The sequence below is a fragment of the Streptococcus hillyeri genome, from assembly GCF_041081565.1.
Taxonomy (GTDB): Bacteria; Bacillota; Bacilli; order Lactobacillales; family Streptococcaceae; genus Streptococcus; species Streptococcus hillyeri.
Window position 1 is genome coordinate 592,823 of sequence record NZ_CP163513.1, and the last position, 23,861, is coordinate 616,683.

The 23,861-nt window shown below is 39.8% G+C and carries 24 protein-coding genes and 2 pseudogenes; 25 read left to right on the top strand and 1 reads right to left on the bottom strand.

The window, feature by feature from the left end; translation table 11 throughout:
* The first annotated feature begins 3 nt into the window (after positions 1–3).
* The 10 genes from AB6M99_RS02940 to cls all read left to right on the top strand — a co-directional run bounded on the left by AB6M99_RS02940 (position 4) and on the right by cls (position 7,340).
* The gene (locus tag AB6M99_RS02940) at positions 4–363 is read left to right on the top strand and encodes a hypothetical protein (RefSeq protein WP_121834948.1); all 360 of its coding nucleotides are present in this window, start codon (positions 4–6) and stop codon (positions 361–363) included.
* Positions 350–1,117, top strand: coding sequence for a DUF3169 family protein (locus tag AB6M99_RS02945; protein ID WP_369351077.1), 768 nt, complete (start codon positions 350–352; stop codon positions 1,115–1,117). Before AB6M99_RS02940 ends, AB6M99_RS02945 begins: the two co-directional genes overlap by 14 nt.
* Positions 1,118–1,129: 12 nt before the next feature.
* Positions 1,130–1,798: a CPBP family intramembrane glutamic endopeptidase gene (locus tag AB6M99_RS02950; protein ID WP_121834950.1), complete on the top strand. Its 669-nt coding sequence runs from the start codon at positions 1,130–1,132 to the stop codon at positions 1,796–1,798.
* A 64-nt stretch (positions 1,799–1,862) separates the two neighbouring features.
* Entirely contained in the window at positions 1,863–2,402 is a 540-nt protein-coding gene (gene rsmD / locus AB6M99_RS02955; RefSeq protein WP_121834951.1) for a 16S rRNA (guanine(966)-N(2))-methyltransferase RsmD, read from the top strand.
* A 271-nt stretch (positions 2,403–2,673) separates the two neighbouring features.
* Entirely contained in the window at positions 2,674–3,162 is a 489-nt protein-coding gene (gene coaD, locus AB6M99_RS02960) for a pantetheine-phosphate adenylyltransferase (RefSeq protein WP_121834953.1), read from the top strand.
* Entirely contained in the window at positions 3,149–4,189 is a 1,041-nt protein-coding gene (locus tag AB6M99_RS02965) for a SepM family pheromone-processing serine protease (protein ID WP_121834954.1), read from the top strand. The genes coaD and AB6M99_RS02965 overlap by 14 nt, the downstream gene beginning before the upstream one ends.
* Entirely contained in the window at positions 4,186–4,641 is a 456-nt protein-coding gene (locus tag AB6M99_RS02970) for a GNAT family N-acetyltransferase (RefSeq protein WP_369351079.1), read from the top strand. The genes AB6M99_RS02965 and AB6M99_RS02970 overlap by 4 nt, the downstream gene beginning before the upstream one ends.
* A gap of 140 nt (positions 4,642–4,781) precedes the next feature.
* Positions 4,782–5,279, top strand: coding sequence for an rRNA maturation RNase YbeY (gene ybeY / locus AB6M99_RS02975; RefSeq protein WP_121834956.1), 498 nt, complete (start codon positions 4,782–4,784; stop codon positions 5,277–5,279).
* Complete coding sequence (locus AB6M99_RS02980) at positions 5,260–5,661, top strand: diacylglycerol kinase family protein (RefSeq protein ID WP_121834957.1); 402 nt, start codon at positions 5,260–5,262, stop codon at positions 5,659–5,661. Before ybeY ends, AB6M99_RS02980 begins: the two co-directional genes overlap by 20 nt.
* A gap of 104 nt (positions 5,662–5,765) precedes the next feature.
* Positions 5,766–7,340: a cardiolipin synthase gene (gene cls / locus AB6M99_RS02985; protein ID WP_121834958.1), complete on the top strand. Its 1,575-nt coding sequence runs from the start codon at positions 5,766–5,768 to the stop codon at positions 7,338–7,340.
* A 747-nt stretch (positions 7,341–8,087) separates the two neighbouring features.
* On the opposite strand, the gene AB6M99_RS02990 is transcribed toward cls, so the two are convergent.
* Entirely contained in the window at positions 8,088–8,639 is a 552-nt protein-coding gene (locus AB6M99_RS02990; RefSeq protein WP_121834959.1) for a hypothetical protein, read from the bottom strand.
* A gap of 246 nt (positions 8,640–8,885) precedes the next feature.
* Here AB6M99_RS02990 and AB6M99_RS02995 point away from each other — a divergent pair, with 246 nt between their 5' ends.
* The 15 genes and pseudogenes from AB6M99_RS02995 to AB6M99_RS03065 all read left to right on the top strand — a co-directional run.
* The gene (locus AB6M99_RS02995) at positions 8,886–9,260 is read left to right on the top strand and encodes an OsmC family protein (RefSeq protein ID WP_121834960.1); all 375 of its coding nucleotides are present in this window, start codon (positions 8,886–8,888) and stop codon (positions 9,258–9,260) included.
* A complete protein-coding gene (locus tag AB6M99_RS03000) occupies positions 9,260–10,180 on the top strand; it encodes an AEC family transporter (RefSeq protein WP_121834961.1) in 921 nt (306 codons plus the stop codon). The genes AB6M99_RS02995 and AB6M99_RS03000 overlap by 1 nt, the downstream gene beginning before the upstream one ends.
* A gap of 398 nt (positions 10,181–10,578) precedes the next feature.
* The gene (locus AB6M99_RS03005; protein WP_121834962.1) at positions 10,579–10,839 is read left to right on the top strand and encodes a DUF2129 domain-containing protein; all 261 of its coding nucleotides are present in this window, start codon (positions 10,579–10,581) and stop codon (positions 10,837–10,839) included.
* Between the two features lie 97 nt (positions 10,840–10,936).
* On the top strand, positions 10,937–12,097 hold the full coding sequence (locus AB6M99_RS03010) for an ABC transporter substrate-binding protein (RefSeq protein ID WP_121834963.1): 1,161 nt from the start codon (positions 10,937–10,939) through the stop codon (positions 12,095–12,097).
* A gap of 127 nt (positions 12,098–12,224) precedes the next feature.
* A complete protein-coding gene (locus AB6M99_RS03015) occupies positions 12,225–13,094 on the top strand; it encodes a branched-chain amino acid ABC transporter permease (protein ID WP_121834964.1) in 870 nt (289 codons plus the stop codon).
* 2 nt (positions 13,095–13,096) lie between these two features.
* A complete protein-coding gene (locus AB6M99_RS03020; RefSeq protein WP_121834965.1) occupies positions 13,097–14,047 on the top strand; it encodes a branched-chain amino acid ABC transporter permease in 951 nt (316 codons plus the stop codon).
* A gap of 2 nt (positions 14,048–14,049) precedes the next feature.
* Positions 14,050–14,814, top strand: coding sequence for an ABC transporter ATP-binding protein (locus AB6M99_RS03025; protein ID WP_121834966.1), 765 nt, complete (start codon positions 14,050–14,052; stop codon positions 14,812–14,814).
* Positions 14,814–15,524 carry an ABC transporter ATP-binding protein gene (locus tag AB6M99_RS03030; RefSeq protein ID WP_121834967.1) on the top strand — a complete coding sequence of 237 codons (711 nt, stop codon included), beginning with the start codon at positions 14,814–14,816 and terminating at the stop codon, positions 15,522–15,524. Before AB6M99_RS03025 ends, AB6M99_RS03030 begins: the two co-directional genes overlap by 1 nt.
* Positions 15,525–16,078: 554 nt before the next feature.
* Positions 16,079–17,238 (top strand): annotated as a pseudogene (locus tag AB6M99_RS03035) (ISAs1 family transposase).
* A 240-nt stretch (positions 17,239–17,478) separates the two neighbouring features.
* Entirely contained in the window at positions 17,479–18,330 is an 852-nt protein-coding gene (gene ylqF, locus AB6M99_RS03040; RefSeq protein WP_121834968.1) for a ribosome biogenesis GTPase YlqF, read from the top strand.
* Positions 18,317–19,084 (top strand): ribonuclease HII, encoded by a 768-nt coding sequence (locus tag AB6M99_RS03045; RefSeq protein ID WP_121834969.1) that lies wholly within the window; start codon positions 18,317–18,319, stop codon positions 19,082–19,084. The genes ylqF and AB6M99_RS03045 overlap by 14 nt, the downstream gene beginning before the upstream one ends.
* Before the next feature lies 1 nt (position 19,085).
* Entirely contained in the window at positions 19,086–19,637 is a 552-nt protein-coding gene (locus AB6M99_RS03050; RefSeq protein WP_121834970.1) for a sugar O-acetyltransferase, read from the top strand.
* Between the two features lie 52 nt (positions 19,638–19,689).
* Positions 19,690–20,529, top strand: coding sequence for a DNA-processing protein DprA (dprA, locus tag AB6M99_RS03055; RefSeq protein ID WP_121834971.1), 840 nt, complete (start codon positions 19,690–19,692; stop codon positions 20,527–20,529).
* A 97-nt stretch (positions 20,530–20,626) separates the two neighbouring features.
* Positions 20,627–22,750 carry a type I DNA topoisomerase gene (topA, locus tag AB6M99_RS03060; RefSeq protein WP_369351080.1) on the top strand — a complete coding sequence of 708 codons (2,124 nt, stop codon included), beginning with the start codon at positions 20,627–20,629 and terminating at the stop codon, positions 22,748–22,750.
* A 201-nt stretch (positions 22,751–22,951) separates the two neighbouring features.
* Positions 22,952–23,531 (top strand): annotated as a pseudogene (locus tag AB6M99_RS03065) (recombinase family protein); the annotation flags it as partial.
* Positions 23,532–23,861: the final 330 nt, after the last annotated feature.

Here is a 23,861-nt window from a genome sequence, read left to right on the forward strand (position 1 = left end):
GCTATGAAACAACTTAGTAGCTTTTATAAAGGAGTAGGAATTGTCTGTATTGTAGCGGGAATGTTTCTACTCGCTTTAGATTTAGTTCATGGCTCTAGCAATCTTCCTGTGACATGGGTAGTTTATGTACTATTAGGAACGTATCTTTTGGTGAGAGATTGCTTAGTGAGTTCTCGTAAATGGCAGTTGATGGTATTAGGCATTATTATCCTGATATTTGGGTTCGTGATTTTGAGTGACCTGTCTGTATTGCCAAAAAGTGATCTGAGTATTATGGAATTCCTTATACCATTTATTCTATTGACAATGGACCTTGACGACATTGAGAAGAAAGCAAAGGAGAGAAAAAATGTTAAAGATTAAAGAAAAAGATAGCAACGGTGTAAGGCTACTGAAGAAGCTTGTTCAAGGCCTCTTAATAGGTGCCCTAATTGGTGGTCCACTTGGTTTTGCGATTGGATATTTTGGTTTTGAAGACGGCTTAAAATTTCCAGTGGCAACGATTGTTGAAATACTTCAGTATGTGAATTACGGTCTTATCGTGTTACTATTTTTAGTGACTATTATCTATATTTTCCGTATTCGTAAAGGTATTGTCAGTTATGAAACGAGTGAAGATGACGAGGAGCAGGAAAAACTGTATAGTTTACTCGGTCGTCAGACCAGTTACGCTCAAGTATTTTTAGGTATTGCATTAGTTTTATCCTTTGTCAGTGTGTTGCTAGGGTACAGATTGCTATTTTCAAATGATTCAGCTGAGATTCAGTTTCCCGTTTATGCTTTTGCCGGTTTGATGATCTCAGCTGGTTTACAGATGTACTTGCTTTCCCTTTCTAACCGTGTTCGTGGTCGCAGAACCACTTTGGCACCAACGTTGAAAGAGTTGAAAAATAACGTTCTTCAACTGGATGAAGCAGAGCTTCAAGCTAATTACAAAATGTCTTTTGAGATTGTGATGACCCTTAGTGGCCTCATTTTACCAGCCATTTATGTTCTTCTCTTTTTCATGTCTGTTATCTTCCAAAAGGTGGAATTGACAGGAATCTTTATCACGGCTGGTATTCATATCTACATAATGATCATGAATTTTAAAATGGCGAAGGAACATTATAAATAAGGAGATAATGACGTGTTGAAGAAGTTTTTACGAGCAGTTCTTGTCATGTTACAGGCAATTGGACTCATGATTGTATTCTCGATTCCGGAAGTTTATTTGGGGGCAATAGCAGCGATTAAAGGTAACAGCCCTATTTCGCTAGAAAACGGATTGATTTATTTTTTCTCAATTATTCTCTTTATCGGTATGAGTCTTATAGTAGCTCATAAGAGAAAGTGGTTTACCTTATCCTTTAAGGGACTGACTTGGAAAAATGTTTTGATTTATATTGTAGGTGGTTTCGCCTTATTCCATATTATCGGTGAGGTAGGATATTATCTGCTCAGCTTATCTGGAGAGGTCACAACGGCTAATGAGATAGCTCTTCAAGAGCGAAATATGAGATTGCCCCTCTATTTGACCTTCACCATAACTGCTTTTAAAGCTCCAATTGTTGAAGAAGTTGTTTTCAGAGGATTCATGAGACATGCTTTGAAAGATTTATCATCCATCTGGTATTTTGTTTTCTCCACGTTTTCATTTGCTTTATTGCATAGTCCAACCAATTTAGCTTCATGGTTTATTTATGGTTCGATGGGACTGGTTCTTGCCATCGTTTATGATAAGACAAAGCGTTTAGAATATGGTATTGGTTTACATCTGATTAATAATATCATATCGCAGTTGAGTAATATTATTTAAGGTTAATATAAGACCGTCAGCTTATCCTCTTGGGTAGGTTGATTTTTATGGTATAATAAAAACCATGAGAATTGTATCTGGTGAATTTGGTGGGCGTCCTTTGAAGACGCTGGATGGAAAAAATACGCGTCCGACCTCAGACAAGGTGCGTGGCGCCATGTTTAATATGATAGGCCCCTACTTTGATGGTGGTCGTGTCCTTGATTTATTTGCAGGGTCGGGTGGCTTGGCTATTGAGGCTGTCTCGCGTGGGATGGATACGGCTGTTTTGGTGGAAAAACATAGCGGAGCGCAAGCCATTGTCCAAGAAAACATCAAGATGACTAAGGTGCCTGAGAAATTTACCCTTTTGAAGATGGAGGCAGAGCGTGCGCTTAGCCAATTGACAGGGACTTTTGACGTGATTTTTCTCGACCCACCTTATGCCAAAGAGCAAATTGTTGCCAATATTGAAGCGATGGATAGGCTAGGGTTGCTAGGCGAGGACGTCATGATTGTCTGTGAGACAGACAAGGCTGTTCAGCTACCAGAAGAGATTGGATCAGTTGGTATTTGGAAGGAAAAGATTTACGGTATCAGTAAAGTAACGGTTTATGTGAGGTAGGTATGTCGGGATTTGGTATTTTAGTGGTTTTGATTTTGCTGATTGGTTCCATAGGAATGAATGTTGTTCTCATCACCCTTCTAATGAGAGATAGAGGAAAGGAAAGACAGTCAAAAAGAAAGAGGGATGGTTTTTACCTTTACCTTGCCGTAGTCTGCCTAGTTCCTGCGGTCTTGGGAATTTTACCAAGTTACTCAAAATGGTCAAATATTCTAGTATTTTTACCAACTTTTGCCTTCTTTCTATACCTTTATTTTGATGGAGAAAATAAATGACTAAAATTGGTTTATTTACAGGGTCTTTTGATCCGATTACAGTAGGGCATCTGGATATTATTGAACGCGCCAGTCGATTATTTGATAAGCTTTATATCGGTGTGTTTTACAATAAGGAAAAAGCAGGGCTGTTTGATGTTGAAACCCGTGCCCAGATGATTCGTGAGGCGGTTGCGCATTTGGAAGGGGTAGAAGTGATGACCTCTGCAGGGCAATTAGCGGTAGAAGTGGCAAGAAAGTACCAAGTGACGCATTTAGTCAGAGGGCTTCGGAATGCGGTTGACCTCGATTATGAAGCCAATTTGGAATTCTTTAATCGCTATCTCGCAGAAGAGTTAGAAACCGTTTATTTGATGGCTAGCCATCGTTATCAGCCAATCTCATCCAGTCGTGTGAGAGAATTGATTTATTTCAAGTCGCCTATCACGGATTTTGTACCAGAAAGTGTTGTAAAACAAGTGGAGAAAATGAATGACAATAATTAAAAAGTTTAAATGGTGGTTAGTCGGTCTTGTAGGCTTGATGACTGTATTAGGGATATTTTTCCTTCCACTTCCCTACTATATTGAAATGCCAGGCGGAGCTTTTGACATTCGCTCGGTGCTTAGTGTTGATGGAACGGCAGACGAAGAAGATGGAGCTTATAGTTTTGTGGCTGTCAACGTGTCCAAAGCAACGCCTATTAAGATTTTAGCAGCTTGGTTAACCCCACACATGGAAATTTCATCAGCTGAGGAGACGACAGGTGGTGTTTCAGATGACGATTATTGGCGAATTAGTCAATTTTACATGAAGACATCACAAAATGCAGCCATTAGTGAGGCGCTTACCTTGGCTGGCGAAGAAGTTGAATTAGACTATCTGGGCGTTTATGTGCTCAGCTTGGATGACAAATCAACTTTTAAAGAGATTCTTCACCTTGCCGACACAGTAACAGGTGTCAATGGCGAAAAGTTTTCAAGCTCTAAAGAATTGATTGATTACGTTGGTGCTCTCAAACTTGGGGATGATGTGACGGTTCAGTATATTTCAGATGGCAATCAGCTTTCTGCTTCTGGAAAAATTATCAAGCTTGATAATGGGCGAAATGGTATCGGAATTAGCCTTGTCGATCACACGGAAATTGTGACCGATCACTCCATTGAGTTTTTCACAGATGGTGTCGGGGGTCCAAGTGCTGGTATGATGTTCACGCTTAGTATCTATGACCAGCTTATTGAGGAAGATTTGCGAAAAGGGCGTCTTATCGCTGGTACAGGTACGATTGAAAAAGGCGGAGCAGTAGGCGATATTGGTGGCGCTGGACTGAAAGTCGTAGCTGCTGATAAAGCTGGTTCGGAGATCTTCTTTGTCCCAGATAATCCAATTGAAAAAGGAATGGAAAAATATTATCCAAAAGGGAATAACTATGAAGAAGCCAAGGCTGTCGCTAAGGAATTGGGGACAGATATGAAGATTGTGCCCGTCAAAAATGTTAAGGATGCTATTGATTATTTAAGGAAAAATCCATGATTTGTTATGAAAAACTGGTTTTGAGTGATGAAAATCTGCCTGAACTGACTCAACTCACGTCTTTATCAGAACAATGGGCAGAAGAAAAGACCATTCCTTCATACACTCCAAATAAGGCAGAAGAATTTTTAAATCGAGAGCTCTATGTAGCGCGTGAAGATGATACCATTATTGCCTATGCCCTTGGAGATATTAAAATCCTCACCGAAAAGACGTCCTACAATGCTGTCGGTGAGAGTGCTTTTGAACTTGACGAACTTTATGTCAAACCAGCCTATCGTAGCCAAGGTATCGGGCAAAAACTATATCGTTTTATGGAAAACGATTTACTTCATAAGGTATCAGTGATTGGCGTAATTGCAGCTTCTTATCACTACTTAGAACTCCTAAAATTCTATAGTGATGATTTGGGCATGTCATTTAACCATGCCTTATTGACAAAGCGATTATGAGTTGAAATTGAAAGAAGACTGATTTGGTCTTCTTTTTTAGTGAGAAGCGTCTGCTTTTTTTTCATCTTTAAATATGTTATAATGTAAGAAATATTACAGGATAAGAGAGGCTAGCACAGTAATGTGTGCTAGGTGAATACATGTACGTAGAATTTGTGGATGAGACAGGTCAAGTCTCAGAGGATATCAAAAAACAAACCTTGGAACTATTGGATTTTGCTGCTGAAAAATTGGGGAAGCAAAATAAGGAAATGGCAGTTACCTTTGTCACGAACGAACGTAGTCATGAGCTTAATTTAGAATTTCGTGATACAGATCGTCCAACAGATGTGATTAGTTTGGAATATAAGCCAGAAGTTCCTATTATGTTTGATGAAGAAGATTTGGCAGATAATCCTGAACTGGCTGAGATGATGGATGAATTTGATGCTTACATCGGAGAGCTTTTTATTTCGATTGACAAGGCAAGAGAACAAGCTGAGGAGTACGGTCACTCATACGAGCGTGAGATGGGCTTTTTAGCAGTACACGGCTTCTTGCACATCAATGGCTATGATCACTACACGCCTGAGGAAGAGGCGGAAATGTTTGGCTTACAAGAGGAGATTCTGACGGCCTATGGACTTACGAGACACTAATCCACAAAAAAAGTGGAAAAACATGACTTTGGTTGCCAGTCTTGAATTTGCACTGACGGGCATCATAACGGCTTTTAAAGAGGAACGAAATCTTCGAAAGCATGCTGTTTCAGCCATTTTGGTAACCATAGCTGGCTTTCTTTTTCAAATTTCAGCGATCGAATGGCTATTTTTATTACTAGCAATCTTTTTAGTGATTACATTTGAAATTGTCAATTCGGCGATTGAAAACGTTGTTGATTTAGCAAGTAATTACCATTTTTCAATGCTGGCTAAGAATGCTAAGGATATGGCAGCAGGAGCGGTTTTAGTCATTTCTGCCTACGCTGTTTTAACTGGATTGATTATCTTTTTGCCCAAATTATGGGGAATAATTTTTTAGGTCATAAACTGTCCGGTAGTTTCAGTGAATGATTGATAGAACTTGAGGTGTCAACTTACTGATGCCTTATTTTTGTGGTATAATGAGAAAAAAGCTTGGAGATTATGATGAAGGAAGAAAAACGCCGTATTCGGCTTTTAAGAAAAGGTCAAAAAGGGTTTTGGCGTCTCGTTTTTAGTCGTGTTTGGATTATGGGATTTTTCATTATCTTGCAATTTTTATTGCTCCTGACCACGTTTCAATGGTTGGAAGATTATGAGACATTATTTCAATTGATTTCTTTTGTATTAGTCTTTGGTGCAGTGCTCTATCTTTTTAATAGCCAGATGGAAGCGACGGCCAAGATGACTTGGTTGCTTCTAATCATGCCTTTTCCAATTTTTGGTTCCGCTCTGCTTTTTTACAGTAAAGCAGATATCGGCTATCGTGGTCTAAAGCGGCGCATAAATGCCTTGGAGAAGGAAGGGCTTAGGTATTTAAAGCAAAAATCTGAAGTTGAAATGGAGTTGCGCGAAACGCACTCGACAACCTATAATCTGGTAAAATATTTTAGAAGAAGTGATGGATACTATCCTGTTTACAAAAATACTCAGATGACTTATTTTGCAACGGGTGAAGAGAAGTTTGAGGAGATGAAGCAGCAGCTTCTTAAGGCGAAAAAATTCATCTTTTTAGAATATTTCATTATCGCGGAAGGCAAGATGTGGGGGGAGATTCTGGCTATTTTGAGGCAGAAAGTCCAAGAGGGTGTGGAAGTTCGCGTCCTCTATGATGGGATGAACGAATTCTCGACCTTATCCTTTGATTATGCTGAGAGATTACGGAAACTTGGGATAAAGGCTAAGTCCTTTGCTCCGCTTTCCCCTTTTTTATCAACCTACTATAATTACCGTGATCATCGTAAAATTTTAGTGATTGATAATGAAGTGGCCTTTACAGGTGGCGTCAATTTAGCAGATGAGTACATCAATCATATTAATCGTTTTGGTCATTGGAAAGACACAGCAATTATGCTTCAAGGTGAGGCTGTTCAAACCTTTACTGTCCTCTTTATACAAATGTGGTCAACTTTGGAGCGAGAAGTGGATTACACCTCCTATCTTATTGAACCTACAGAGTCTTATGCTAGTGACGGGTTTATCATTCCTTTTGGGGATTCGCCTATGGATCAGGATAAAGTCGCTGAAAATGTTTACATTGATATTCTTAATCATGCGCGTGATTACGTCTATATTATGACACCGTATCTGATTTTAGATAGTGCGCTTGAACACGCTATTTGCTTTGCGGCAGAGCGTGGAGTAGATGTCCGTATCATTATGCCGGGTATTCCAGATAAGCCTATTCCTTACGCCCTTGCCAAGACCTACTATCAGCGATTGATGCTGTCAGGGGTTAAGATTTATGAGTATACGCCAGGGTTTATTCACGCAAAGGTTTTTCTTTCGGACAATAGCAAAGCTGTTGTGGGGACGATTAACTTAGATTACCGTAGTCTCTATCACCATTTCGAATGTGGTGTTTATATCTATCAATCTTCTGTTTTAGAAGAGATAATTGACGACTTTACAAATACGTTTAATCAAAGCCAACTGGTTACTTTAACAGAAGTTGAAAATCGTTCGCTTATGACAAAAATGACAGGAAGTTTGGCTCGAATGGTGGCACCTCTCTTGTAAAATACTTTTTGGTCTGTTATAATAATGACATGCGATGAGCCGAATTTGCTTTTAAAGCAATTTTGCGCAGGGGAAATCATAAACGCAGGAGCGGATTTTGATTAGATGATGTGAACCTTCTAATCACATTCTTTTAGGAGAATGCCCCCAAACGACCGTAAGGTCGTTTTTTTGTATTCAAAAGAGGTTGGGACATAAATATCTCAACCTTCTATTTTTAATGGTAATAACAGATTGACGCAGTGGTTGATTGGAGGTCTGCAACTGGACACTTCTTCATTTTCAAGTGTCCACCTAAAATAGTCCACTGGACTATTTTACTACCACGCAATCGTTAGCGGCCATCCTAATCAACTGTGCGGAGGTGGGACGACGAAGTCAATTTCTTCGAAATCATGACTTCTGTCCCACTCTCTCAGTTTATACTCATCCAAAATCAAAATTAGCAGTTTAGAATCTCTAATACTTTTGATGGACTACCGAACGAAGTGAGGCTAAAATGTTTCTTTCGCTATAGTGGATGATTAGGTTGGACGCTGTCGAGGCGTCGACAAGTACAGCCTAATCATCTACTGCGAAAAACAGGCTCAAATCTAGCAATGAAACTCCGTAGCAGGTTTTGGTGTTGACGTTGTCAACTCTATTTCCCACCTCAAAAGGTTTTCCAGACCTTTTGAGCGCCCCACACCACATTAGGAGAAGTGCTAACAAAAATACTAAATAAAAACTAATTGACTTTAGTTCTTATTATTGTGCTAAATCGATAACGTTGTTAGTGACTGTGAAGGATGATGTTTCGGTAATTGGTGCATCACCAAATGAAAGAAGAGAGTTTCCTTGTTTATCAAGAAGATGCCATTCGCCATTTTGGTGTGCAAAGATGGCAGTTAACTGGCTGTTGTCACTCGTTTCAGTAATGGGTAAAACGTAGGCAATATCAGTGTTTTCCAGTAAACTTTCTTTTTCAGATGAAAGATCAACGAGATAATATTGACCGTTTAAGCGACCGAGACCATAGCTATCATCTTCGGCAGTCTTAAAAGTTTCATATTTTTTCTCAAATTTTTCGGCATTGGCTAGCTTGAACATCTTGCCAAATAGTTCTTGTTTTTCTTCCTCTCGTTGGCTATTTTCTTCACTCATGGCTTCGCTGACGACCTTGGATTGAGAGACGAGTTCTTGTTGAGCCTCTTGTTTTTGCTGGTAATGGTTATAGCGAATAAGACCGCGTCCTAATAGTGCTATACCAGTGATAAGTCCGATACTTGTGTATCCCAAGCGACGTTTCTTTTTATCCATATTTTCTCCTTTATGCTATTATATAGTATATAATAATAGTGGTAGCTAGTTAACCTTTATTCATTGCGAAGTCCGTGAGTAATATCTGTCGTAGGAAACTCCTATGAGTATATTTATTCGAACGATTGGTGCGATAAAATCGCATATATGGAAAAATTCCAATAGGATAATGAAAAACAACTAGTACCCTAAGTATAATAACAATGCCAAATCAAGTCAAGAAAAAATCTGTAGAGGAGAGTTGCCATGTATCAAACAAAAATTACAGGAGACCGTCTTTACCATGCCTTATCATCTGGTTATGGTGAGCCAGTTGAAACCTTTGGGGTGATTGACGAGGGGGAAACGCCGATGAGTTTGTTGGTTATTGCCTTATCCTCCTGTGTGACCATGTGCGTGCAAGGTTACTATAAGAGGATGCATGGTTTAGAGCGTTTTAAGATGGAAACACTAGCTTCTTATGACGATGGCAAATTTGAGTTGAACATTCAGCTCCCAGCCCAGCTTTTATCCGAAACAGACCAAGAAGCTTTGAGAGACTATGCTAATCGTCACTGCCGTGTTAAGCAACTTTTAAGAGAAAACGTGACCGTTTCCATGACGTTTGAGGGAGTGGCGTAGTGGCAATTTCGTTTTTGGTTTTTGAAAAATTATTAGTTCTATTTCTTTTGACGGGAATGGGGTTGCTGTTTGCGCAACAAGGGATTTTTACCAAAGAGGTGACACTTCAACTGTCAAAACTGTTAACCAAGTTTGTGGCACCTAGCTTATTTGTCTCCTCTTTTATCGCAGCAGAATTTTCTTGGGAAAAGCTGAGCAATCTTGGACTTAGTGTTTTGGCAGCCTTTTTGATTTTGGGAACACGGCTTGTCCTTGTGCACTTTCTTTATCCAGCTGAGCGAAATATGGATAAGTACGCGATCAATTTTGCCAATGTTGGCTTTATGGGAACACCGTTGGCTCTAGCGGTAGGCGGTAAGGAGGCTGTTTTTTACATCTCAGCTTTTGTCATTGCAAACCAGTTGACCCAGTGGACGTATGGCATTTATTTGATTTCTGGGGATAAATCGGTCATCAATCTTCGTTCGCTTTTCATTAACCCTGCGACGATTGGAACTGTGATTGGGATTTTCTTTTTTATGTTACCCATGGCTTTACCTCAGGTTGTCACCAATGCAGTCGATTCATTTGCGACACTCAACACCCCTCTTTCAACCTTAGTTTTAGGGTCTTATTTTTATAAGGCAAGCCCTCGAAAAATTTTCCTTTACCCACCAGCTTATCAAACTGCCTTTTGGCGTTTGCTCGGGACGTCAGCACTTAGTATCTTACTGATTTGGCTTTTGCCAATAGCAGAGCAGGACGTGAGGTTGGCGCTCAGTATTGCTTCAACAGCCCCAGCAGCTATGAATACAGCCCTTCTAAGTCAAGTCTACGGTGGTGATTACGAGTATGGCTCACGCCTAGTACTTCTGACAACAACGCTCTCAATCGTGACCATTCCCCTAACAATGGGCTTGGCGGGTGTTTTGTATCTGTGATGAAAAAGGTCTACATAATCATTTTAAGTAAATGAACGTGTAGGTTTTCTTATTTTATTACGCAGGTAATTGGCTATGGATATATGACTTAGATTTTATCTAGTAAAATTTTTATTGGTGCTTATCCGACGTCTAGAGTAGGGGGGCAAAAGAACTGGGGAATCTTTTTAGGTAAGAAATAGTGCTGACAAAGTCAACGCCACACTCAGTTGTCTTACTTTTTTTGCTGTTTAAGAACATGAAATTATGGTAAAATAAATAGGCTATAATTGTTAATGCACATTAGAGACTAAAAATAATTTTGGCATGTCTTAAGAAACGGTAGTTGTAAAATTGTTGTTTTGATGCTAGAGTCAGCCATGCCAGTGTCTCATCTGATAAAATTGAAAGGAATAATCATGTTTGAAAAACAGGAACGCGTGAGTTTAGCGGTGTATCTTTATTACAATCGTGACGCTCGTAAATTAAATAAGTTTGGTGAAACATTTTACCATTCTAAAAAAATGCGTTATGTCTTACTTTATATCAATGCAGAAGACGTTAATGAGCTTACTCCAGTAATTGAAAAACAAAAATTTGTGAAGCGTGTCTTGCCATCTCATTTACACGAAATTGACCATAATTTTGTTGGAAACCTTTTCAGAACAGAAAAAGATTAAAAAGTGAAAAAAATTGGCTTTAAAACGTTGCAAATTTTCAGATAATTCAGTATACTTGTAAAGTATTAAATTTAAGAAAAGATTAAGGGGTCTACTCATGAAGAAAAAATTTACAGTCGGTATGCTTGCCTTTGCTAGTGCAGCCGTTCTTGCAGCCTGTGGTGCTGCGCCATCTGCATCTGGTTCTGCTGGGGCAGGTACTGAGGTTGGTGACACTTTGAAAATTGGATTTAACTTCGAATTGTCAGGTAATACCGCAGCTTACGGCTCAGCAGAAAAAAATGCGGCTGACCTTGCTGTTGAGGAATTAAAAGCAGCTGGTAAGAAATTAGAAGTTGTCTCACAAGATAACAAATCTGATAATGCTGAAGCAGCTACAGTAGCGACAAAATTAGCAACTGAAGAAAAAGTTAATGTGATGATTGGTCCTGCAACATCAGGTGCGACTGCAGCGGCAGTTCCAAACGCAACTTCTGCAGGTGTTCCATTGATTACACCATCAGGTACTCAAGATTCACTAACTGAAGGTGCAGGTGGCAAAGTCAATGAGTTTGTTTTCCGTACAACCTTTATTGATAGCTATCAAGGTGCTGTTTTGTCTAATTATGTGACAAACACGTTAAAAGCTAAGAAAGTTGTTCTTTACTATGACAATTCTTCGGACTATTCTAAAGGTATCGCAGATGTCTTTAAAGAAAATTACAAAGGCAACATTGTTATCGAAGAAATGTTTGCAGCTAAAGACACTGACTTCCAAGCAGCCCTTTCAAAGATTAAAGCAGCAGATTATGAAGTTATCGTTATGCCTGGATACTACGAAGAAGCTGGTTCAATCATCAAGCAAGCGCGTGAAATGGGCATTGATAAGACAATCGTAAGTTCAGATGGTTTTGCTGATAGCCGTATGATTGAATTGGCTGGTGCTGACAACGTTGACAACGTGTTCTACATCTCAGGTTTCTCTGCTAAATCTTCTGATAAAGCGGCAGCTTTTGCCAAAGCATACGAAGCAAAATATGGTGAAGCACCATCAATGTTTGCAGCCCTTGCTTATGATGCAGTTTACTTAGCCGTAGAAGCAGCTGAAGATGCTAAAACATCTAAGGATATCGCTGCAAATCTTGCAAAAGTTAAAGACTTCGAAGGTGTTACTGGTAAGATGACGATTGACGAAAAACATAACCCAGTGAAATCAGCAGTTATGATTGGTTTAACTGACGGTAAAGAAACATCTTCAACAGTTGTCGAAGCAAAATAAGAGACTATCATTCAAGGAGTGCCAAGTCTTGGTCTCCTAGCGAATGACAGTAATGTACTTAATATAAATCTGGGGAGCAGTTTGCCTTCCCAGATATTGTTATTTTTATAGAAAGATTGGTAAACATATGATCCAACAATTGGTCAATGGTTTAATTCTAGGAAGTGTCTATGCGCTTCTAGCCTTGGGTTACACCATGGTTTATGGGATTTTAAAGTTGATTAACTTTGCTCACGGTGACATTTATATGCTGGGTGCCTTTATCGGCTATTACCTCATTAATGTTTTTCACCTCAATTTCTTTGTCGCTCTGGTTGTGACAATGATGATGACAGCCTGCATTGGGATGCTGATTGAATTCTTAGCTTATCGTCCTTTACGTCATTCCACGAAAATTGCTGCGCTGATTACAGCGATTGGTGTGTCTTTCCTATTGGAATATGGGATGCAATACTTTGTTGGTAGTCAAAAACGTGCCTTTCCGCAGGTTATCGAAAAAGTTCGTTATGATCTGGGGCTCTTTACGATTGATAGTCATCAAATCATCATTTTAGTGACCTCACTAGCCTTGATGGTAGGTCTACAATTTATCGTTAAAAAGACCAAAATGGGTAAAGCGATGCGTGCCGTATCTGTTGATAGCGATGCAGCTCAGCTCATGGGAATTAATGTGAACACAACAATTAGTTTTACCTTTGCCATTGGTTCAGCACTTGCGGGTGCAGCTGGTGTCTTGATTGGACTTTATTATAATTCAATCGAACCTCTTATGGGGATGGCGCCTGGGATTAAGTCTTTCGTAGCAGCGGTACTTGGTGGTATTGGTATTATTCCTGGTGCGGCTCTAGGAGGCCTTGTTATCGGTATTTTAGAAACATTTACATATGTTTTTGACATTTCAACTTATAAGGATGCTGTTGTTTATATCATCTTGATACTAATTCTTTTGGTTCGTCCAGCAGGTATTCTTGGTAAAAATGTGAAAGAGAAGGTGTAAGCATGAAGAAAAATATAAAACCTATTCTAGCTTGGCTTGCTCTTGTTGTAGCCATTTATGGGATTTTATCTGTACTTGTTAGCAGTGGTTTGATCGGTCTTTACTACGTTCAGATTTTGATGGGGATTGGCATTTCCATGATTATGGCACTCGGAACGAACTTGGTTCTTGGGTTTTCTGGTCAATTTTCACTTGGTCAAGCAGGTTTCATGGCAATCGGTGCCTATGCGACAGCTATTTTAACAAAGACCATGCCAACTTATGCAGGATTTTACATTTCGATGTTGGTTGGTGCCCTTGTGGCAGCGGTCATTGCCTTGGTCGTTGGTCTGCCAACTCTTCGTTTGAAGGGGGACTATTTAGCCATTGCGACACTTGGTGTTGCCGAGATTATCCGTATTGCGATTGTTAACGGTGGTACTTGGACAAATGGCGCAGCAGGGATGTCAGGAATTCTTCGCTATACGACATGGCCGGTTGTTTTCATCTTCGTAGTATTATTGACTGTGTTGGTATTAAACTTTTTAAGAAGTCCAATTGGACGCAGTGTGATTTCTGTGCGTGAAGATGAGATTGCTGCGGAGTCAATGGGGGTTAACACCACTAAAATTAAAGTGATGGTCTTCATGATTGCAGCGATGATGTCAGCCATTGCAGGATCACTTTATGTCGGTTATATCGGAACAATCGTTCCAAAAGATTTTGCCTTGATGAAATCTATTGAATATCTGATTATTGCTGTTTTAGGTGGTATTGGTTCGATCACAGGTACTATTTTAGCTGCGGTTGTCCTAGGTATTCTCAATATGTACTTGGCATCTTTTGCGGATATTCGCATGATTATCTACTCACTAGCCTTGATTTTAGTGATGGTTTTCCGACCAGGTGGTTTACTTGGTACAAAGGAATTAATGCTATCAAAATTCTTTACAAAATCTAAGGAGGGCAAATAAGTATGGCACTTCTTGACGTTAAAAATTTAACCAAAAACTTTGGTGGTTTGACAGCTGTTGGTGATGTGACAATGGAACTTCACGAGGGAGAATTAGTTGGACTTATCGGTCCAAACGGTGCTGGTAAAACAACCCTTTTCAACCTTTTAACAGGTGTTTATGAGCCGTCTGAAGGAACGGTGACGCTTGACGGCACTCTTCTTAATGGTAAAACACCTTACAAAATTGCGTCGCTCGGCTTGTCTCGTACCTTCCAAAACATTCGTCTCTTTAAGAATATGACGGTTTTAGAAAATGTGTTGATCGGTTTTAATAACCACCACAGACCACACATCTTGGCGTCATTTCTACGCTTACCAAAATATTATGCACATGAGGAAGAGTTGAAAGAAAAGGCCTTAGCCCTTTTGAAAATCTTTAATTTGGAGCAGGATGCAGATACGCTTGCTAAAAATCTTCCTTACGGTCAACAACGTCGTTTGGAAATTGTGCGTGCGCTTGCAACTGAACCTAAAATCCTCTTCCTTGATGAACCAGCTGCTGGGATGAATCCACAAGAAACAGCTGAATTGACAGCTCTTATTCGTCAAATCAAAGAAGATTTTGGAATTACGATTATTCTGATTGAGCATGACATGAGCTTGGTTATGGAAGTCACAGAGCGCATTTATGTGTTAGAATACGGTCGCTTGATTGCTCACGGAACACCGGAAGAAATCAAAAATAATAAACGTGTTATTGAAGCGTATCTTGGAGGTGAGATTTAATGGCAATGTTAGAAGTAAAAAACCTCTCAGTTAGCTATGGTGCTATTGAAGCAGTCAAAAATGTCTCTTTTGAGGTTAATGAAGGAGAAGTTGTTACCTTAATCGGAGCAAACGGAGCTGGGAAAACCTCTATTCTTCGCACCATTTCAGGACTTGTCAAACCTAGTTCTGGAGAAATTCTTTATCTAGGGAATGATATCACAAAAGTTCCAGCACGAAAAATCGTCGCAGATGGTTTGGCACAAGTACCAGAAGGAAGACATGTTTTCGCAGGTTTGACAGTTATGGAAAACCTTGAAATGGGTGCCTTTTTGAAAAACAATAAGGATGAAAATGCCACCAACTTGAAAAAAGTTTTTGCAAGATTCCCTCGGTTAGAAGAGCGTAAAAATCAAGATGCAGCGACTCTTTCAGGTGGTGAGCAGCAGATGTTGGCAATGGGACGTGCGCTTATGAGCCAACCTAAATTACTCCTTTTGGACGAACCATCAATGGGGTTGGCGCCAATTTTCATCCAAGAAATTTTTGATATCATCCAAGATATTCAAAAACAAGGAACAACAGTTCTTCTGATTGAACAAAATGCCAATAAGGCTCTCTCAATTGCAGATCGTGGCTACGTACTCGAAACTGGAAAAGTTGTTCTTTCAGGAACAGGTAAAGAGCTCCTCGAATCAGACGAAGTCCGTAAGGCTTACTTGGGTGGGTAATGTGAAGCCCTCTTGGTTTAAATAGTCTTTGAAACACTCTCATCATTGGGAGTGTTTTTGTCATAGACATTTTATTTTTTATAGTAGATTTATACTCATCCAAAATCAAAATTAGCATTTTAGAACTTCTAATATTATTGATAGACTACCGAACGAAGTGAGGTTAAAACGTTTCTTTCGCTATAGTGGTATTCTTTTACTCTTGATAAGAACGGGCTTTTTGAGACCTAGGCTCAAAAAGTAGCAATGAAACTCCATAGAAGGTTTTGATGTTGACTTTGTCAACTCTATTTCCCACCTCAAAAGGTTCCCCGAACCTTTTGAGCGTCCGCACTTTTAAGAAAGAAACAAAAAAGTAATTTTTGGTGTTTGTTAAGTATTAAAATGGAATACGACAAAGTATAGAGTAGTTTACAAGACTATCGTTTATCAAAATGATTCATCGGTGTTCTAATTTTAATTCAAAACAAGGGTAGTTATCAATTTTTGAAGTTAGGAGATGGACCACGACAAACGCATGAAGAAAATATGGCTTACAGAAAAGACTTTCATGGATGAATTCAAAATCCTTCGCTATAATAAAAGTGGAGGATTTTGTTATGGAAGACCTTTTAAATTTCTTGGTTACTGTGAGAGATGATCGTGAGCCATGGAAAGTCAAACACTTATTGTCAGATATCGTTCTTCTCATCTTCTTTGCTCGCTTATCAGGCGCAGAACACTGGGATGAGATAGAGGAGTTTGGTATTGCCTATGAGAAATCCTTACGCACCGTTCTCAAATTAGAAAATGGCATTCCCTCTCATGACACTCTACAACGTGTTTTTGCGACCTTAGATTCACAAGTTCTTGTAGAACTCACACAGATATGGACTTCTCTTCTTGAAGCATGTGACTCATCAGCTAAAACCTTACCACAACTTTCAAAACGTTTAGTAGCCATTGACGGGAAGACTATCCGTGGTAATGCCAGTCAAACTCAAAAAGCCCTACATATTGTCTCAGCCTATGCGACAGATTTAGGGATTTCGTATGGTCAGGTAGCGACTGATGAAAAAAGCAATGAGATTACAGCGATTCCACGATTATTAGACATGATTTCAGTAAAAGGGTGCATATTAGTATTGACGCTATGGGCACACAAAAGGCTATTGCGGATAAGATTATCATGAAGAAAGCAGATTATTGTCTAGCAGTCAAAGAGAATCAAAAGAGCCTTCTAGAAGATATTCGTCCCTATTTTGAACTCTCTCAGAATTTTGACGATAGCTATGAAACGCTTGAGAAAGCGCACGGTCAGATTGAATTGAGACAGTATGAAGTCATTACTGATACAGAGTGGATACGTCAAGAGCATCCTGATTGGGGACATATCCAAAGCATTGGACGGGCGCGTATTCAGATAACAAAGAATGGTCAAGAGAGCGAAGAAACCCGCTACTTTATTTTAAGTTGTCAGGTTAGCGCTAAAGAGTTGTGTGATTATGTAAGGGGGCATTGGCAGATAGAGAGCATGCACTGGCTACTAGATGTTGTTTTTCGTGAAGATGCCAATAAGACTTTGAATAAACAACTCGCATTTAATTTAAATGTCATGGATAAATTCTGTTTAGCGGTATTAAAACAGTTAGATTTTGGAAAGAAGATGAGTCTGCGTCGTAAGAAATATGCCCTAAGTCTGTCCTTTGACAAGTATTTAAAACAATTGTTTTAGGGCAAAAAACTTTCAACACTTGCAAAATGGAAATAGAAGGTTTCATGCGTTTGTCGTGCGTTTTCATATGATGTGTTGTCAATTGTTAACCTCAAATGGTATAATAAGGGATGTTTGTTAGTAAAGATTAATAAAGGTAAAGAGAGAATTCAGGTTATCTCATATGATTGTTATCACAGGATAATCTGAGGAAGACGGAATTTGGAAGGTCTAATTCCCTGAGATGAAAGGATGATAACGATGGCTACTATTCAATGGTTTCCAGGGCACATGTCAAAAGCTCGGAGACAGGTTCAAGAAAACTTAAAGCACGTGGATTTCGTGACGATTTTGGTGGATGCAAGGCTTCCGCTATCCAGTCAAAATCCCATGTTGACAAAGATTGTAGGAGACAAACCTCGTCTGCTCATTTTGAACAAGGCTGATTTAGCTGACATGGCTTTGATTAAAGAATGGCAGAGCTACTATGAAAAACAAGGGATTAAGACCTTATTAATCAATTCTAAGGAGCAATCAACGGTCAAAAAAGTGACCAAGGCTGCTCAAGATTTGATGGCAGATAAGATTGCTAAGTTGCGTGAACGGGGCATTCAAAAAGAAACCCTACGCACCATGATTATCGGTATTCCAAATGCTGGAAAATCAACGCTAATGAACCGCTTAGCAGGGAAAAAAATTGCTGTTGTTGGCAATAAACCAGGGGTTACGAAGGGACAACAGTGGTTGAAATCGAATAAAGATTTGGAAATCTTAGACACACCTGGTATTTTGTGGCCAAAATTCGAAGACCAGTTAGTTGGGCTTAAATTAGCTTTAACAGGAGCTATCAAGGACCAATTATTGCCTATGGATGAAGTGACCATTTTTGGACTTAACTATTTCAAGGAAAATTACCCAGAGCGGTTGCAAGAGCGCTTTAAGGGAATTGACCTTGACGATGAAGCGCCTGAAATCATTATGTCAATGACACAAAAACTAGGTTTCCGAGACGATTATGACCGCTTCTACCAATTATTTGTCAAAGAAGTTCGTGATGGCAAGCTCGGTCTTTACACGCTAGATAAGGTCAGTGATTTAGATGGCAACGATTAAGGAAATTAAGGAAGCCCTCAAAGAGATAACACATCTTGAGGACAGTCGCTGGGAAGACTTTGCCAAGGATACCCGTTCAGGAGTGCAGACAGCGATTAAACAACGGCGCAAAGCTATTCAAGCACAGATTGATGAGGACTTGCGTTTGGAACATATGCTGCGCTACGAAAAGGACTGGTACGCCGAAGGTATTGAGCTCATCGCAGGTATTGATGAGGTGGGCAGAGGCCCCTTAGCTGGTCCGGTTGTCGCAGCAGCGGTTATTTTGCCGAAAGGTTGTAAAATCCAAGGATTAAATGACAGTAAGAAAATTCCAAAGAGTAAACATCGTGCCATTTATGATGCCGTCATGGCAGAGGCTTTAGCAGTCGGTATTGGAATAAAGGATAGTCAGGTCATTGATGAGGTCAATATCTATGAGGCGACCAAGTTAGCCATGATAGAGGCCCTTGAAAACCTATCAATCAAACCACAGGGACTGTTGATTGATGCCATGACTTTGGATGTTCATTTGCCGCAGCAGTCTATTATTAAAGGGGACGCCAATTCGTTATCAATCGCCGCAGCTTCTATTGTTGCAAAGGTGACGCGTGATGATATGATGGCAGATTATGATGAGAAGTTTCCTGGCTATGCCTTTGCTAAAAATGCTGGTTATGGCACAGCAGATCACTTAAAAGGACTGAAAACATTAGGGATTACCCCGATTCACCGTAAGACCTTTGAGCCGATTAAGAGTATGATTGGAGACTAGGATGACGGAACGTGACAAGATGCTAGCTGGGCAACTCTATGATGCAGGGGATGCAGAACTAGTTGCCATGCGCTTAAAAGCTAGAGAGAACATGCGCTTGTTTAATGGCGAAGACGACAGGGAGAAGCGCAAAGCGCTGGTCAAATCATGGTTTGGAGGAACAGGTGAAAACTTGCTGATTGAACCGCGATTTGTCTGTGACTATGGCAATAACATCTACCTTGGTGAGAATTTCTACGCTAACTTCAATCAGACCTTTTTGGACGTCTGTGAGATTAGGATTGGTGACAATGCCATGTTTGGTCCCAACTGTCAGCTCTTGACGCCCCTCCATCCCTTGGATGCCAAGGAACGTGTCTCAGGTCTAGAATATGGCGCACCGATTACCATTGGCGATAATGCCTGGTTAGGTGGTGGCGTGACCATCTTGCCTGGAGTGACTCTTGGTGATAACGTTGTTGTTGGTGCAGGAGCCGTTGTGACCAAGTCTTTTGGTGATAATGTGGTCATTGCTGGTAATCCCGCTAAAATTATTAAATACTTAGAAAGTTGAGTTGGTGCTCAACTTTTTTTGATTTTTGCGAATAATCAAGTGGAGGTAAGGCATGAACAATTTTGACCTATATAAACTACGAAAAGCTGGGTTAACCAATCTTAATATTTTAAATATCCTAGACTATCAAAAGCGTGTTGGAAAATCTCTATCTTTACGTGATATGGCAGTGGTTTCTCAATGTAAAAATCCTGTTCTATTTATCGAAACCTTTAAAAATCTTAACAGCAAGGAACTACGTGAAGAGTTCAACCGTTTTCCTAGTCTTTCTATATTGGATAAGGAGTACCCTCTGGAGCTGAGAAACATCTACAATCCCCCTGCTCTGCTATTTTACCAAGGAAACTTAGACCTTTTGAATAAGGAAAAATTAGGTGTCGTTGGTTCCAGGAAGTGCTCAGAAGTTGGTACTCAGTCCGTAGATAAGCTGATCAAGGAAATGGGGAACCGTTTTGTGATTGTCTCTGGTCTGGCGCGTGGGATTGACACTAGTGCTCATGTAGCTGCTTTGAAAAATGGCGGAGCGACGATTGCAGTTATCGGCTGTGGTTTGGATATCTACTATCCTAAGGAAAATAGTAAATTACAGGATTACATGGCTAGAAATCAGCTGGTGCTAACAGAATATGAGGTCGGTCAAGCACCAAAGAAATTCCATTTTCCAGAACGCAATCGGATTATAGCTGGCTTATCACGTGGGATTATCGTGGTGGAAGCAAAAATGCGTTCGGGAAGTTTGATTACTTGCGAACGAGCTATGGAAGAAGGACGTGATATTTTTGCGGTTCCAGGTAACATTTTGGATGGAAAATCAGATGACTGTCATCATTTAATTCAAGAAGGCGCAAAGTGCGTCACAACAGGTTTTGACATCATTTCTGAGTGTGTTTAGAAATTGACTTTTTCCTATAGGAGAAGTTTTCTATTGACAGGATTAAAAAACTAGGTTATCATGCTATAGATTTAGTAGAGAAAACAAAGGAAAATCTATGGCAACTGCAACAGTTAGTAAAACAAAGAAAGCAACAAAAAAGAAAGCTAGCAAGGCGACAAAAAACCTCGTTATCGTTGAGTCTCCAGCTAAAGCTAAAACGATTGAAAAGTATCTGGGGCGCAACTATAAGGTAGTCGCTTCTGTGGGGCATATTCGTGATTTGAAAAAATCATCTATGTCTATTGATTTTGACAATAATTATGAACCTGAGTATATCAATATCCGTGGTAAAGGAGACTTGATCAAGTCCTTGAAGAAGGAAGCCAAAGGCGCCAAGCAAGTTTACCTCGCGAGTGACCCGGACCGTGAGGGAGAAGCGATTTCTTGGCACTTAGCCCACATTTTGGACTTGGATTTGACAGATAAAAACCGCGTGGTTTTCAATGAAATCACAAAGGATGCGGTTAAAAATGCCTTTGTTGAACCTCGTCAAATTGATATGGATTTGGTCAATTCGCAACAAGGGCGTCGCGTTCTTGACCGTATCGTTGGTTACTCTATTTCACCTCTTCTGTGGAAAAAGGTTAAAAAAGGTTTGTCAGCAGGGCGCGTGCAGTCTGTTGCCCTAAAGCTCATCATTGACCGTGAAAATGAAATCAAGGTCTTCAAACCAGAAGAATACTGGACCATTGACGGTGCCTTTAAAAAGGGAACTAAGAAATTTGAAGCGTCCTTCTATGGAGTGAACGGTAAAAAGCTAAAATTAGCCAATAATGACGATGTTAAAGCGGTGCTATCACGCTTAAAAGGTGATGATTTCCTTGTTGATAAGGTGGAGAAGAAAGAGCGTCGCAGAAATGCTCCGCTTCCTTACACCACATCATCAATGCAACAAGACGCAACTAATAAAATTAATTTCCGTACCCGTAAAACCATGATGGTTGCGCAGCAATTGTACGAGGGAATTAATCTTGGTTCTGGTCAGCAGGGGCTTATTACCTACATGCGTACAGATTCAACTCGTATTAGCCCTATTGCTCAAGGTCAAGCGGCAGCGTACATCAGAGAACGTTTCGGTGATAAGTATTCGAAGCATGGCAACCGTGTGAAAAATAGTACGGGAGCTCAAGATGCCCATGAGGCTATTCGTCCGTCAAATGTCCATCAGACACCTGAAAGCATTGCCAAGTATTTGGACAAGGACCAACTCAAACTTTATACCTTGATTTGGAACCGTTTTGTGGCAAGTCAGATGACAGCTGCGGTCTTTGATACCATGAAAGTGGAACTGTCACAAAATGGTGTCGGTGTCATGTTTGTAGCTAATGGTAGTCAGGTCAAATTTGATGGTTACATGGCTGTTTATAATGATTCTGACAGAAATAAAATGCTTCCAGAAATGGCGGCAGGTGATACGGTTAAAAAAGTCTTAACAACACCAGAACAACATTTTACCCAACCACCAGCGCGTTACTCAGAGGCGACCCTTATCAAGACCCTGGAGGAAAATGGTGTGGGACGTCCATCAACTTATGCTCCAACACTTGATGTGATTCAGCGCCGTTACTATGTCAAATTAGCAGCTAAGCGCTTTGAACCAACGGAGCTTGGTGAAATTGTCAATTCTCTCATTATCAAGTTTTTCCCAGATATTGTGGATGTCAAGTTCACGGCAGAAATGGAAGGTAAACTTGATGAAGTTGAAATTGGTAAAGAAGAGTGGCAAAAAGTGATTGATGCCTTCTACCAACCTTTTGTTAAGGAATTGGAAAAAGCAGAGACCGAAATTGAAAAAATTCAGATTAAGGATGAACCTGCTGGCTTTGACTGTGACCTCTGTGGTCATCCAATGGTTATCAAGTTAGGGCGTTTTGGTAAGTTTTACGCTTGTAGCAACTTCCCAGACTGTCACAATACGAAGGCCATTACAAAAGAAATTGGTGTGACCTGTCCAACTTGTGATCAAGGTCAAATCATCGAACGTAAAACGAAGCGGAATCGTATTTTCTACGGCTGTGATCGTTATCCAGAGTGTGAATTTACTTCTTGGGATATGCCAGTTGGTCGCGCCTGTCCAAAATCGGGTCACTATTTAGTCGAAAAGAAAGTTCGTGGCGGTGGCAAACAAGTCACATGTAGCCATGAAGAATGCGACTACAAAGAAGAAAAAGTGAAATAAGCGATAGGAACTACTTCAATATGAGGTAGTTTTTTGTTTCAGTCACCATTTTTGATATAATACTCAAAAGGAGTTTTTTATGGCAATCAAAATGGTGGTGACTGAAATTGGAATAAGGAAATTGATACAATAAAACACAAATTAAGCCTTGGAATAAGCAGTTTCCAAGGCTTGATTTGTATACTTAAATGTGAAGAAGCAACTCAAGTAATAAGTTGAAAGAACTTGCTGTGGAGATATACCTTGAAAAAGAGAATATATGGGCACTTGACTCAAAGGGAGAATTATTGATTACAATCATGAGTTCGCTGGCCCAAGAAGAATCACGTTCCATTTCAGAGAACATCACATGGAGTAAGCGGAAAATGGCTACAGACGGACAGGTTCTTAGTTATTCGCATGTCTTAGACTTTAAAGAAGCAGAACAAGGTGGATTTGAAATTGATAAGGAAGAAACACGGATTGTCAGATACATCTTCGGATTGTTTTTAAAAGGAGAAAATCCGAACAGTATTGCAAAGCTATTAACAGATAGAGGTGTGCCAACACCAGCAGGTAAAAAGGTCTGGATCTACCAAACTAAAAAAGCATCTTAAGTAATGAGAAGTATAAAGGTGATGCCTTACTACAAAAGTCATATACAGTAGACTTCCTAACGAAAACAAGAAAAATAAACCAAGGTGAATTGCCACAATACTATATTGAAAACAACCATGAAGAGATTATTACTAAAGCCACATTTGATATGGTACAAGTAGAACTTAAAAGCGAAAGAAGTAGAACGGTTAGTCAGTCAGAATGCGAAAGTCGCACAAAACCAAAGTGCTTATCAGAAAAAAGTATGATGAACTGGTTGAAAACTACCACGAACTACAACAAGTATATAGTGATAAACAACTAGCCTTACACGAAAGGAAAGTCAAACTAAAAGAGTTGAACAGTTTTATAGACATCTTAAAACAACAAGAAAAGCTAGCCGTTAAATGCGATGAAAAAATATTTTTGAGTAAAAACTCACAAAACACCTAAAAATTTGGATTTTTGATATTTTCAAAACTTTTTCAATAAATGATTTTCAAAGCTAAATTCCCAAACTAACTTCCACCGTCTG

What these genes read in the sequence shown, in the direction of transcription:
- AB6M99_RS02940 (WP_121834948.1), top strand. Translation starts at nt 4, where the DNA reads ATGAAACAACTTAGTAGCTTTTATAAAGGAGTAGGAATTGTCTGTATT.
- AB6M99_RS02945 (WP_369351077.1), top strand. Translation starts at nt 350, where the DNA reads ATGTTAAAGATTAAAGAAAAAGATAGCAACGGTGTAAGGCTACTGAAG.
- rsmD (WP_121834951.1), top strand. Translation starts at nt 1,863, where the DNA reads ATGAGAATTGTATCTGGTGAATTTGGTGGGCGTCCTTTGAAGACGCTG.
- coaD (WP_121834953.1), top strand. Translation starts at nt 2,674, where the DNA reads ATGACTAAAATTGGTTTATTTACAGGGTCTTTTGATCCGATTACAGTA.
- AB6M99_RS02965 (WP_121834954.1), top strand. Translation starts at nt 3,149, where the DNA reads ATGACAATAATTAAAAAGTTTAAATGGTGGTTAGTCGGTCTTGTAGGC.
- AB6M99_RS02970 (WP_369351079.1), top strand. Translation starts at nt 4,186, where the DNA reads ATGATTTGTTATGAAAAACTGGTTTTGAGTGATGAAAATCTGCCTGAA.
- ybeY (WP_121834956.1), top strand. Translation starts at nt 4,782, where the DNA reads ATGTACGTAGAATTTGTGGATGAGACAGGTCAAGTCTCAGAGGATATC.
- AB6M99_RS02980 (WP_121834957.1), top strand. Translation starts at nt 5,260, where the DNA reads ATGGACTTACGAGACACTAATCCACAAAAAAAGTGGAAAAACATGACT.
- cls (WP_121834958.1), top strand. Translation starts at nt 5,766, where the DNA reads ATGATGAAGGAAGAAAAACGCCGTATTCGGCTTTTAAGAAAAGGTCAA.
- AB6M99_RS02990 (WP_121834959.1), bottom strand. Translation starts at nt 8,639, where the DNA reads ATGGATAAAAAGAAACGTCGCTTGGGATACACAAGTATCGGACTTATC.
- AB6M99_RS02995 (WP_121834960.1), top strand. Translation starts at nt 8,886, where the DNA reads ATGTATCAAACAAAAATTACAGGAGACCGTCTTTACCATGCCTTATCA.
- AB6M99_RS03005 (WP_121834962.1), top strand. Translation starts at nt 10,579, where the DNA reads ATGTTTGAAAAACAGGAACGCGTGAGTTTAGCGGTGTATCTTTATTAC.
- AB6M99_RS03010 (WP_121834963.1), top strand. Translation starts at nt 10,937, where the DNA reads ATGAAGAAAAAATTTACAGTCGGTATGCTTGCCTTTGCTAGTGCAGCC.
- AB6M99_RS03015 (WP_121834964.1), top strand. Translation starts at nt 12,225, where the DNA reads ATGATCCAACAATTGGTCAATGGTTTAATTCTAGGAAGTGTCTATGCG.
- AB6M99_RS03020 (WP_121834965.1), top strand. Translation starts at nt 13,097, where the DNA reads ATGAAGAAAAATATAAAACCTATTCTAGCTTGGCTTGCTCTTGTTGTA.
- AB6M99_RS03025 (WP_121834966.1), top strand. Translation starts at nt 14,050, where the DNA reads ATGGCACTTCTTGACGTTAAAAATTTAACCAAAAACTTTGGTGGTTTG.
- AB6M99_RS03030 (WP_121834967.1), top strand. Translation starts at nt 14,814, where the DNA reads ATGGCAATGTTAGAAGTAAAAAACCTCTCAGTTAGCTATGGTGCTATT.
- ylqF (WP_121834968.1), top strand. Translation starts at nt 17,479, where the DNA reads ATGGCTACTATTCAATGGTTTCCAGGGCACATGTCAAAAGCTCGGAGA.
- AB6M99_RS03045 (WP_121834969.1), top strand. Translation starts at nt 18,317, where the DNA reads ATGGCAACGATTAAGGAAATTAAGGAAGCCCTCAAAGAGATAACACAT.
- AB6M99_RS03050 (WP_121834970.1), top strand. Translation starts at nt 19,086, where the DNA reads ATGACGGAACGTGACAAGATGCTAGCTGGGCAACTCTATGATGCAGGG.
- dprA (WP_121834971.1), top strand. Translation starts at nt 19,690, where the DNA reads ATGAACAATTTTGACCTATATAAACTACGAAAAGCTGGGTTAACCAAT.
- topA (WP_369351080.1), top strand. Translation starts at nt 20,627, where the DNA reads ATGGCAACTGCAACAGTTAGTAAAACAAAGAAAGCAACAAAAAAGAAA.